This window comes from Pseudomonas brassicae (genome assembly GCF_010671725.1).
Classification (GTDB): Bacteria; Pseudomonadota; Gammaproteobacteria; order Pseudomonadales; family Pseudomonadaceae; genus Aquipseudomonas; species Aquipseudomonas brassicae.
In genome coordinates this window covers 1-10,483 of sequence record NZ_JAAHBU010000397.1, presented here as the reverse complement: position 1 = coordinate 10,483, position 10,483 = coordinate 1, and the positions used below count along the sequence as shown (strand labels likewise).

Sequence of the window (10,483 nt, the reverse complement as noted above, 5' to 3'; positions counted from 1 at the left end):
AAGCTGGCCACCAACGGGCTCAGCCAGCGCCGCCCCATGGCGCCCGGCACGCCACCCGCAGGCGGCCGCGTACTTGCGCTGCGCCGTTGCAGGCTTCGAGTTCGGCGGCGCTGATCAGGCTGGCCGCGTGCTGCAGCCGCTCCACCAGCCGCGTGCCTTGGTCGGTGAAACGCAACTGGCGGGTGGTGCGTTCGACCAGGCGAACGCCCAGGCGCTGCTCCAGTGCTGCCAGGCGCTTGGACAGCACCGAGGCGTGCCGTTGCAGCACACGCCCGGCAGCGGCGAACGAAGCGTGTTCATGCAGCGCCAGCAGCGTGGCGAGTTCATCGGCCTGTCGGCTGTCGAAGGGGTCCATCGTATCGTTCAGCCTCTCAGCAGGGGGTATCAGGGGATCAGCACGACCGCCCCCTGTGAGCGGCCCTGTTCGATGTCGTCATGGGCCAGGGCCACGTCGGCAAGCGGATAGCGGCGCCAGACCTGCGCCCGGATGATACCTGCCGCCAGCGCGTCCAGCACATCCTGCGCGCGCTGCTGATACTCCTCGGCGCTGGCGGTATGGGCCGCCAGCGAAGGCCGGGTGAGGAACAGCGAGCCCTTGGCGTTCAACGTACCGATCTCCACGGCGGCCGGTGCACCGCTGCTGGCGCCGAACGACACCAGCGTGCCGCGCGCGCGCAGGCTGTCCAGTGATGCGTCGAAGCTCACGCGGCCGATCGAGTCGTAGACCACGTCGACCTTGTGCCCTTGCGTGAGGTCGTGCACCTGGGCGGCCAGCGTGGCCGCATCGAACACCAGCACCGCATCGCAACCCGCGGCCTTGGCCCGTTCGACGCTCTGTGGCCGGGACACCACACCGATCACATAGGCGCCCAGGTGCTTGGCCCACGGCACCATCAACTGGCCGACGGCGCCGGCCGCACCGTAGATCAGCACGCGGCTGCCAGCGCCGACCGGGTAGCTGGCCTTGAGCAGGTACTGCGCGGTGATGCCCTTGAACAGCGTGGCGGCAGCGTCTTCGAACGTGAGGCTGTCGGGCAGCTTGACCAGCCGGTTGGCCGGGTACAGCCGGGCACTGGCGTAGGCCCCCTGCGGGCCGGTGGCATAGGCAACGCGGTCGCCTGGCACCACGTTGGTCACCTCGGGGCCGATGGCGACCACCGTGCCTGCGCCTTCAAGGCCCAATGCCGACGGCAGCGCAATCGGCACCACGCCTTTGCGCTGGTTGATGTCCAGTGGGTTGACGCCGATGGCGGCCTGTTCAAGCCAGACCTGGCCGCGACCCGGTACCCGCGGGGTGGACGCGACGACCTGCAGGGCCGCAGAGGTGCCGTAGGCATTGAGCTGGACGGTAGTGATCATGGTGTAGGCGCTCACGGAATTTAAGGTGTCCGCAGAGCCTAATTAGTGCAGCATCAGCCCGCAATATGGCCTTGATGCCGAACATATCTGCACCTCATGCAGCAATTACCGGTCGAGGTCTGCGTTCACTACCCGTGCAGTGCGGATGAACAGAGCCCGCACCTTGTCCCAGAAATTACCGCCCAGCACAAAAAAACTGCCCACGAACAACAGGTCGCCCAGCACCTGCAACTGCCACAGGCCAGGGCGCGCGCCCGGCCAGATGCTGTCGACATAGGGTTCAAGAAAAGAGCTGAGGATGGGTAGACAGAACATGACCACGCCCAGCGCGTGCCGCGCCGGCCCTACCTCGCTATCGCTGCGTGGCGCCATCGCGCTGACATACCCGAAGAGCTTGCCTTTGAGCTGCTGGAAGCCGGACTTGCCCATCACCGCGATCACCACAAGCAACAGGATCTTGTTGCTGATGAACAGAATACCGGTGAGGGCGGCGATCCTTGACCCCGGCACACCTGCACTGGCCAGCACCGGCAGGGACAGCCACGAGGCGGCCATCAGGCAGATAATGGCGATACCCACCTTGAGCCGCCAACTGGTGGGGTGAGCGTTGGCAACATCGTCATGGTTCATCGTGACCCCGCCTCTGTTGTATGCAACCTCAAAAGCGTAGCAAAGCCTATGCGCGGCGTTCGAATTGCACTCGGGCAGCGCAAGGCTACGCTTCGTTGAACCTCCACGAAGAACGCCTGTGATGCGCCCACGTACAGTCACGCTTGCACTGGGTCGGTTATTGCTGCTCAGCCTGTGCGGCCTGGGCGGGTGCATGCGCGTGGGGCCCGACTTTCAACGCCCTGGGCAAGCGTGGATGGAACACTGGCAAAGCCCGGCTATCGAACAGGCCAGCCGGTACGCTGCATCGCCGGACCTGCGTGCGTGGTGGAAGGTGTTTGCCGACCCGGTACTGGAAGCGCTGATCGCACAAGCCGACGCGCATAACGCCAGCCTTGAAATCGCCGGGCTGCGCGTGATGCAGGCGCGCGCCCAGCTGGGTATCGCCAACAGCGCGCGCTACCCGCAGGTGCAGCAGGCCAGCGCCGACGCGCTCTACTTCGACCGCACCCAATCGGGCGGCAACACCCCCCAGGACCGTCATTTCTGGCAATACAGCGCCGGCTTCGACGTGGGCTGGGAGCTGGATTTCTGGGGCCGTTTCAGCCGTGCCATCGAGTCGGCAGATGCCAGCTACTTTTCCGCGCAGGCCAACTATGAAGATGTGCTGGTGTTGCTGCGCGCCGAGGTGGCACTTACCTATTTCACGCTGCGCACCACTGAAGCCCGCCTGCGGGTCGCGACTGAAAATGCGGCCCAGCAACAGCGCAACTTCGAAATCACGCAGCAGTTGTTCAGCAGCGGGCAAACCGCCGAGCTCGACCTGCAGCAGGCCAGAACCCAGTACCTGGGCACCTTGAGCCTCATCCCCAGCCTGCGTGCCAGCGTACGACGCAGCCGCAATGCGCTGGCCGTGCTGGTCGGGCTAGCGCCCGCTGAACTGCCGATGTTGGACGGCTATGACGGGGTCATTCCACTGGTTGACCGGGTGGTGCTGCAGGAAGTACCGGCCAAGCTGCTGGCACGCCGCCCCGACATTCGTGCCGCCGAACTGGAGGCCGCTTCGCAGTCGGCGCTGATTGGCGTGGCCCTCAGCGACTTCTACCCGTCGATATCGCTGCTGGGCAGCATCGTCTGGTCGACCGACTCGCTGCGGGGCACGCCCAACAGCCTGGACCGCATTGGTGGCCCAAGTGTGCGCTGGAACCTGTTCGACCATGGCCAGATCCGCAACAACGTGCGCGTGCAGGACGCCCGCCTGCAGCAGTTGATCGAAGCCTACCGCGACAAGGTGCGCCAGGCTGCACGCGAGGCAGACGACGCCGCCTATGGCCTGGTCGAGGCGCTGGCGCGCGAACGGATCCTGGCCCAGGCCCAGGAAGCCGCCAAGCGTTCACTGGTGCTGGCCAGCGCCCAGTACCGCGAAGGCTATTGCGACTTTCAACGCGTGCTGGATGCCCAGCGCGCCCTGCTCGACCAGCAAGACAACTACCTGCTGGCGCGCAACGACGCTGCCAGCAACCTGATTGCCTTGTACAAAGCCCTGGGCGGCGGTTGGTACAGCGCCCAGCCCAGGGTGAGCCGCGCCAGCCGCGACGCCATGCAGCACCGCGTCGACTGGGGTGAGCTGCTCGATGAACCCGCCGCAGCACAGCCTGCCCAGCCCCTTTCCAGCACGGTAAGCGACCATGAGTGAAGCCCCCGAAGGTACGCCCGCCCCTGCGCCGCGCGCAACACCGCCGGCCGCCGACCCCGCCCGCAACGGCATTCGCTGGGTACTGCTGCTGTTGGCGGTGAGCCTGGCCTGGTACCTGCTGGCCGACCGTTTCACGCCCTATACCCAGCAGGCACGCGTGGGCGCCTTTGTGGTGCCGGTGGCCTCGGAAGTGGCGGGCCGGGTGGTGCGGGTGAACGTACGCAACAACCAACTGGTCAGTGCAGGCGAGGTGCTGTTCGAGGTGGACCCCCAGCCCTACCAGATTGCCGTCGAACGTGCCCATGCAGACCTTGAGTCGACCCGCCGGCAGATCGCCGCCGGCACGGCAGGTATCGCCTCGGCGCAAGCCTCGTTACGGGCCGCGCAGGCCAATGAACTCAAGGCGCGCCAGGACAACCGCCGCCTCGAAGGGCTGTATCGCCAGGACCCTGGGACCATCTCCGTGCGCCTGCTGGAGGTGTCCCGGGCCAGCCTTGAGCACGCCGTCAGCCAGGTGGCGGCAGCGCGTGCCGAAGTCCAGCGTGCACGGGAGCAGGAAGGTGGCAGCGAGGTCGACAACGCGACATTGCGCAGTGCTGGCGCGGCGCTTTCCAAGGCCCGGCTGGACCTTGCCAACACGCGCATCCGGGCCCGCTCCTCCGGGCTGATCACCGACCTGCGTACCGACGCGGGGCAGTTCGCTGCGGCAGGCGCTGGCGTCATGACCTTGATCGCCCTGCATGACGTATGGATCAGCGCCGACCTGACCGAGAACAACCTGGCGCTGGTCAAGCCGCACACGCCGGTGGCGATCATTCTCGATGCGCTGCCCGGCGAGGTACTCAGCGGCCATGTGCGCAGTGTGGGCTACGGTATCAGCGTGGGGCCGCCGACCGCGCCCGGCACCTTGCCCAGCGTGCAGAACAGCCGCGACTGGCTGCGCCCGGCCCAGCGCTTTCCGGTGATCATCGAATTGTCTGCCACCTCGCTGCAGCGGTTGCGCGAAAGTGGTGCGATCCGTGCCGGCGGGCAAGCCGAGATCATGGCGTTTGCCTCCCAGAGCAGCGTGCTCAACCTGCTGGGGCGCGCGTTCGTGCGCGTGATGAGCTGGCTGTCGTATGCCTACTGAGCGCTTGCCGGGCGCACAGCGCAGCCTGCGCTGTGCCACCGGCACGGCACTGAGCCTGGCGGCCAGCTTCGGCCTGGGGCTGGAGGTGCCCTTTATCGCGCCGGTGCTGGCGCTGCTGTTGCTGGCGGCGCTCAACCAGCCGCTGACGCTCAAGGCCGGTGTGGCCCTGGCCCTGGTCGCGCTGCTGACGACGGGGCTCGGGTTGCTGCTGATCCCGGTGCTGCGGTACTACCCGCTGGTGGGCGTGCTGCTGATCGGTACCTGCCTGTTCGTGGTGTTCGGGGTTGGGCTGCGCGGCGGCAACGTGCTGATCGTCACCTTTCTGGTGATTGGCCTGACCATGATTCCTGCAGCGGGTGTCACCAGTTTTGCCTTGGCCGCCACCGTCGGCGCCGCCCTGGCCAAAGGCCTGGGGCTTGCGGTGGTTGCCGTGGCATTCAGTCACGGGGTGTTCCCGGAGTCGGCGGCCAGCCCTGCGCCGCCTGCTCGTGCTTCGCCGGGGAGTGTCGCGTGGGCCGCATTGCGCGCCACCTTGATCGTGATGCCGACGTTCCTGCTGGCACTGATCGACCCGGCCAGTTATCTGCCGATCATCCTCAAGGCGGTCAGCCTTGGCCAACAGGCCCCCCGCTCTGCCCATCATGCCGGGCGTGAGCTGCTGGGCTCGACCTTGTGCGGTGGCGTGCTGGCGATTGCGTTCTGGTTTGCGTTGGGCGTGTTCGTGCACCTGTGGATGTTCTTTCTGTGGACGCTGCTGTTCGGCCTGGTGATTGCACACAAGATGTACCGCCTCAGCCCCACGCGGCTGTCGCCGGGGTTCTGGCTCAACAGCCTGATCACCCTGCTGATTTTGCTGGGCCAGTCGGTCCAGGACAGTGCTGCGGGCAAGGATGTGTACACCGCGTTTGCGCTGCGCATGGGGCTTTTCATCCTGGTGACGCTGTACGCCTGGTTGATGGTGGCGTTACTGGAGCGGCATACACCGGCGTCGCTTAGGGGTACAGCTGGCTAGCCGTCCCGGGCGGCCTGGATCGTTGCGATATCGATCTTGCCCATGTTCATCATTGCCTCGAAGGCGCGCTTGGCGGCAGCGGGGTCTGGGTGGGTGATGGCGGCGGTCAGTGCGCGTGGCGTGATCTGCCAGGACAGGCCCCACTTGTCGCGGCACCAGCCGCACACGCTTGCTTCGCCCCCGTTGCTGACGATGGCGTGCCACAGGCGATCGGTTTCAGCCTGGTCGTCGGTGGCCACCTGGAACGAGAAGGCCTCGCTGTGCTGGAAGATCGGGCCGCCGTTGAGGCCCAGGCACGGGATCCCCATGACAGTGAACTCGACAGTGAGTACGTCGCCCTGTTTGCCGGAGGGGTAGTCGGCTGGGGCGGTATGGACAGCGTCGACCGAGCTGTCGGGGAAGGTGTGGGCGTAGAAGGTGGCGGCGTCCAGGGCGGTGCCGTGGTACCAGAGACAAATCGTGTTCTTGCTGATCATCGTGGCTCTCCAGGGAAAGGACACACGTGAGCAGTTTAGTCGCGGTGGTGGGTGGGGGTGCATCAGGTACACAGCGGGTGTCGGTTTTGCTGGTGCTGCTTGCCGGGTCGCAGCAAAGCTGGCGTCTACCGGGCCTGCCGGCCAGAAGCGGGTGTCCACAGGCACAAACCTGATGCGGCAACCGCCTGCTATTGCCCAGGTGTGACATCACCCGGCATGTGCCGCGTGCTTTCCTGCAACTGATGGCGCAATGGTATTGTTGGTCACCCTTACGCCTTCATCAAACGGCCCGGAAGAAGTGCTTCATGATCAGTATTGAACAGATGGCGTTGATTCTTGATGCCTTGCCGGACCCCGCATTTATCCTGTCCCGCAGCGGTAGATACGTTGAGGTATTCGGCGGCCGAGATGCACGCTACTACCACGACGGTTCCGGGCTTGTCGGTCTCTACATTGCAGATTTGATCAAGCCTGAAAAGGCCGACTGGTTTCTTGAACAGATTGCCAGGGCGCTGGAATCCAAAAAACTGCTGGTCCAAGAGTACGAACTCAGCAACAGGGATGTAAAAGGTCTGCCCGATGAAGGTCCCCAGGAACCGATCTGGTTCGAAGGGCGCATCCAGGCCCTGAGCTTTCGGGTGGACGATGAAGAGGTCGTGCTCTGGGTCGCGAGTAATATTTCTGAACGGCACGCTCTGGAAGTCAGGCTGCGGGAGCTAAGCGACACCGATCAGTTGACCGGCCTTTTCAACCGCAGAAAGCTCGAGCATGACCTGACGCTGCACTACGAATCATGGGAACGATACGGCGTGCCAACGTCCATCTTCATGTTTGATCTGGACAATCTCAAGACGATCAATGACACCAGGGGGCACCACGCCGGGGATGAGATCATCCAGGCGGTTGCCGACATTTGTCGTTCAGCGCTGCGCGCCACTGATTTCGCATGCCGCCTGGGCGGCGACGAGTTTGTGGTGGCGTTGCCCAATACCGGGCGTGAACAGGCGATGCAGCTCGCCAAGCGTTTGCATGAGCGCTTCAGGACCGAGCTAAGCCGGTTTTCAGTGGAAGGTAGCGTCGTCACGGCGAGCATTGGGGTTACCGCGATGGTGGCGCAAGACCGCTCATACGAAAACACGCTCCAGCGCGCGGACGGCGCCTGTATGCCGCCAAAAGCCTGGGCAAAGACAGGATTGTTCTGGTGTGAGGCCACGCATTGGGCGGCTGTACCGCCCCCGGCCGTTGCAACGCTAATCACCCTCCCCTGTTGTGCGTCTGCGACCCCGCCAAAACCCGGCCCGGCGCGCTCATCCCACACGCCCCCTTGCTGACTACCATCCACTGGCACTAGGATGCGACAAATTCTCAAATGCACCTGGCTATCAGGCTGAGGCTTTCCGTGTCGTCGCCACCTACTGCTCCCGTCCCCCACGCCGATGTTCGCGCGCTGTACATCAACCATCACGCCTGGTTGCTCGGCTGGTTGCGCCAGCGCCTGCGCCACGGCGACAACGCGGCAGACCTGGCCCACGACATCTTCGTGCATATCCTCGGCAAGCCGGAACAATTGCGAGCACTGCGTCAGCCACGCGCCTGGCTTAGCACGGTGGCCCACGGGCTGCTGGTGGATCGCGTGCGCCGCCAGCGGATCGAGCGGGCGTACCTGCAAGCCATCGCGCACCTGCCCGAAGCCGAGGTGCCGTCGCCAGAGTCGCAATTGATTCTGCTGGAAACCCTGGCCCGGGTAGACGACCTGCTCAGCAGCCTGCCGCCCAAGGTGCGCATGGCCTTTCTGCTGTCGCGCCTGGAGGGCCTGAGCTACAAGGAGATCGCCGCGCGCCTGGCGGTCAGCCTCAGTTCGGTAGAGAAATACATGGCCAGCGCCATTCGCCATTGCTATCTGGCCCAGCGATGAACCCGCCATCATTGCCAGGCCTGCCAGAACTGCCAGACAACCTGCTCGACATCGAGTCCAACGGCGCCAACCCGCAACTGCTGGAGGCCTGCCAACGCTGGCGCGAGGCAGACGCGCTACATGAGCTGGCCTGGCAAGCGCTGCACAAAAGCGACGCCACCTTCCAGGGCCTGGCTGCCCTGCCCGGCAGCGTGGCGCTGGATACGCTGCAAGGCCTGCAAGACGGGCGTCACAGCCGGCGCCATGCGCTCAAGCTGCTGGGGGTGGGGCTGCTCGCCAGTGGCATGGCCGGCTGGTCGCTGCGCGACAGCGCCCTGCTGCCCTGGGGCGCGGACTATGCCACTGCAGTGGGCGAACGCCGCCAGTTCCTGCTGGACGATGGCACCCGCCTGCACCTGAACACCGCCAGTGCGGTAGACGTGCAGTTCACCGCGCAGCGCCGGCTGATCGTGCTGCGCAGCGGCGAAATCTTCATCGATACCGGCAAGGACAGCGCCGCGCCCGGCGGGCGGCGCAGCTTCTGGGTCAGCACCCGGCACGCGCAGTTGCAGGCCATCGGAACGGCCTTTGCGGTGCGTGACGAAGCGCACGGCACGCGCCTGCGAGTCGAGGACGGTGTGGTAGCCATTGAAGGCAAGGGCGAGCCAGTACGGGTCGGCGCCGGGGAGGAGTACCTGATCGATGCCAACGCCAGCCAGCGTGTCGAAGCCAGCCCGCGCAACGCCAGCGCCTGGGCACGCGGGCAGTTGGTGGCCAAGCGCATGCAGCTGCGCGACCTCAGCGCCGAGCTGGCGCGCTATCGCCACGGCTGGCTGCGCTGCGACCCGGCCATCGCGCACCTGGAGGTGTCCGGCGTATTCCAGCTCGATGATATCGACCAGGCCCTGAGCGCCCTGAGCGATTCGCTACCGGTGCGGGTGGAGCGCTTCACGCCGTTGTGGGCACGCATCGTCGCCCGTTGAGGCTGATGAGAAAATATCTCAAAAACTTTTACGGGTTTTTCCGCGCCCTTCGACAGACAGGCAATACCTACCGTCATTCGAAAGGAGCTCGCCGTTCATGCCCTCTGTTTCCCTTCCTTCCCGACCCCTGCCGCACAATGTCCTCGCGCTTGCGCTGCGCAGTGTGTTGCTGGGCGGTGTCACCAGCGTGTCGCTGGCCAGTATCGCGGCGCAGGCAGAGCAAGCCGCCAGCCGTCACTACGCGCTGGCGGCCGGGCCGCTGGAAGACTCGCTCAACAGTTTTGCCCAGGTGGCCGGTATCAGCCTGCCCTTCGACCCGGCGCTGGTGCAGGGCAAGCGCGCCCCGGCACTGCGCGGTGACTATGCGCTGCAGGACGGCCTGGACCGTTTGCTGGCCGGCAGTGGCCTGGCAGTAACCCGCACCGTCAGTGGCAACTACCTGTTGGTCGCCCGAGGCCAAGACACTGGCGCCCTGGAGCTGGGGGCGACCACCATCAGTGGCCAGGGCCTGGGGGCGACCACCGAGCACAGCGGCTCCTACACCACCGGCGCCATGCAGACCGCCACCAAGCTGCCCTTGTCGCTGCGCGAAACGCCGCAGTCGGTGACGGTGATCACCCGCCAGCGCATGGACGACCAGGGCATGCGCAGCCTCGACGATGTGGTACAGGCCACCCCAGGCCTGCGCCTGTCGGCCTCGCGCCCGGCCAACAGCGAGTTCTTCGCGCGTGGCTTCCCGATCACCAACCTGATGTTCGACGGCCTGCCCACCACCTACAACGCCGACTGGGTTGCCAGCGCTGACCTGGCCCCGTACGACCGTGTCGAAGTGGTGCGCGGCGCCACCGGCATGATGCAAGGCGCCGGCAACCCGTCGGCCGCCATCAACATGGTGCGCAAGCGCCCTACGCGCGAGTTTCAGGCCAGCGTTACCGGCAGCGCCGGTAGCTGGGACAACTACCGCAGCGAGCTGGATGTGTCCGGCCCGCTGAACCAGGGCGGCACGGTGCGCGGCCGCATGGTCGGCGCCTACAACGACAGGGACAGCTACCAGGATTACGCCGGGCGCGAGCGTGGCGTGTTCTACGCCATCAGCGAGTTCGACCTCACCGACAGCACGACCCTGAGCGTGGGCGCGTCCAACCAGAACGACAATAACAACATCAACTGGGGCGGCCTGCCGGTCAACCCCGACGGCAGCCACGTGGGTTTCTCGCGTTCCAAAACGTTCGGCTACAGCTGGTCGCATCAGGACGTGGAGAACACGAGCGTGTTCGTCGAACTCGACCAGCACTTGGCCAATGACTGGCGCCTGCACCTGGGGG

General features: G+C 65.5%; 10 protein-coding genes and 1 pseudogene. 7 read left to right on the top strand and 4 right to left on the bottom strand.

Translation table 11 applies throughout. From position 1 onward, the window contains the following. The 3 genes and pseudogenes from G3436_RS22675 to G3436_RS22665 form a co-directional block, all read right to left on the bottom strand. A pseudogene (locus G3436_RS22675) lies at positions 1–355 on the bottom strand (LysR family transcriptional regulator); the annotation flags it as partial. A 29-nt stretch (positions 356–384) separates the two neighbouring features. Beyond that, positions 385–1,359, bottom strand: a complete 975-nt coding sequence (locus tag G3436_RS22670; RefSeq protein ID WP_163949717.1) for a quinone oxidoreductase family protein — start codon at positions 1,357–1,359, stop codon at positions 385–387. Positions 1,360–1,464: 105 nt separating this feature from the next. Next, positions 1,465–1,989: a transporter suffix domain-containing protein gene (locus G3436_RS22665; protein WP_163949714.1), complete on the bottom strand. Its 525-nt coding sequence runs from the start codon at positions 1,987–1,989 to the stop codon at positions 1,465–1,467. Between the two features lie 121 nt (positions 1,990–2,110). Between G3436_RS22665 and G3436_RS22660 the strand changes: the two genes are divergently transcribed. From G3436_RS22660 to G3436_RS22650, 3 genes are read left to right on the top strand one after another with little or no spacing between them, the layout of a single operon-like run. Further along, positions 2,111–3,664 carry an efflux transporter outer membrane subunit gene (locus G3436_RS22660; protein WP_163949712.1) on the top strand — a complete coding sequence of 518 codons (1,554 nt, stop codon included), beginning with the start codon at positions 2,111–2,113 and terminating at the stop codon, positions 3,662–3,664. Beyond that, positions 3,657–4,793, top strand: coding sequence for an HlyD family secretion protein (locus tag G3436_RS22655; RefSeq protein ID WP_163949710.1), 1,137 nt, complete (start codon positions 3,657–3,659; stop codon positions 4,791–4,793). Before G3436_RS22660 ends, G3436_RS22655 begins: the two co-directional genes overlap by 8 nt. Beyond that, positions 4,783–5,805 carry a DUF2955 domain-containing protein gene (locus tag G3436_RS22650; RefSeq protein WP_163949707.1) on the top strand — a complete coding sequence of 341 codons (1,023 nt, stop codon included), beginning with the start codon at positions 4,783–4,785 and terminating at the stop codon, positions 5,803–5,805. The genes G3436_RS22655 and G3436_RS22650 overlap by 11 nt, the downstream gene beginning before the upstream one ends. Here G3436_RS22650 and G3436_RS22645 read toward each other — a convergent pair. Then, positions 5,802–6,281 (bottom strand): VOC family protein, encoded by a 480-nt coding sequence (locus tag G3436_RS22645; RefSeq protein WP_163949705.1) that lies wholly within the window; start codon positions 6,279–6,281, stop codon positions 5,802–5,804. The two genes, G3436_RS22650 and G3436_RS22645, sit on opposite strands and share 4 nt — an antisense overlap. A 305-nt stretch (positions 6,282–6,586) precedes the next feature. Between G3436_RS22645 and G3436_RS22640 the strand changes: the two genes are divergently transcribed. The 4 genes from G3436_RS22640 to G3436_RS22625 form a co-directional block, all read left to right on the top strand. Further along, positions 6,587–7,612: a GGDEF domain-containing protein gene (locus G3436_RS22640; RefSeq protein WP_163949703.1), complete on the top strand. Its 1,026-nt coding sequence runs from the start codon at positions 6,587–6,589 to the stop codon at positions 7,610–7,612. 68 nt (positions 7,613–7,680) lie between these two features. Further along, positions 7,681–8,196 carry a sigma-70 family RNA polymerase sigma factor gene (locus tag G3436_RS22635; RefSeq protein WP_338001306.1) on the top strand — a complete coding sequence of 172 codons (516 nt, stop codon included), beginning with the start codon at positions 7,681–7,683 and terminating at the stop codon, positions 8,194–8,196. After that, positions 8,193–9,158 carry a FecR domain-containing protein gene (locus G3436_RS22630; protein ID WP_163949698.1) on the top strand — a complete coding sequence of 322 codons (966 nt, stop codon included), beginning with the start codon at positions 8,193–8,195 and terminating at the stop codon, positions 9,156–9,158. Before G3436_RS22635 ends, G3436_RS22630 begins: the two co-directional genes overlap by 4 nt. Before the next feature lie 97 nt (positions 9,159–9,255). After that, positions 9,256–10,483 (top strand): TonB-dependent siderophore receptor (locus G3436_RS22625; protein WP_163949695.1); only part of this gene is annotated, 1,228 nt, incomplete at its 3' end.

Bases quoted from the DNA above. Each gene is read 5' to 3' on its own strand.
- G3436_RS22640 (WP_163949703.1), top strand. From the start codon at position 6,587: ATGATCAGTATTGAACAGATGGCGTTGATTCTTGATGCCTTGCCGGAC.
- G3436_RS22660 (WP_163949712.1), top strand. From the start codon at position 2,111: ATGCGCCCACGTACAGTCACGCTTGCACTGGGTCGGTTATTGCTGCTC.
- G3436_RS22645 (WP_163949705.1), bottom strand. From the start codon at position 6,281: ATGATCAGCAAGAACACGATTTGTCTCTGGTACCACGGCACCGCCCTG.
- G3436_RS22665 (WP_163949714.1), bottom strand. From the start codon at position 1,989: ATGAACCATGACGATGTTGCCAACGCTCACCCCACCAGTTGGCGGCTC.
- G3436_RS22670 (WP_163949717.1), bottom strand. From the start codon at position 1,359: ATGATCACTACCGTCCAGCTCAATGCCTACGGCACCTCTGCGGCCCTG.
- G3436_RS22630 (WP_163949698.1), top strand. From the start codon at position 8,193: ATGAACCCGCCATCATTGCCAGGCCTGCCAGAACTGCCAGACAACCTG.
- G3436_RS22655 (WP_163949710.1), top strand. From the start codon at position 3,657: ATGAGTGAAGCCCCCGAAGGTACGCCCGCCCCTGCGCCGCGCGCAACA.
- G3436_RS22650 (WP_163949707.1), top strand. From the start codon at position 4,783: ATGCCTACTGAGCGCTTGCCGGGCGCACAGCGCAGCCTGCGCTGTGCC.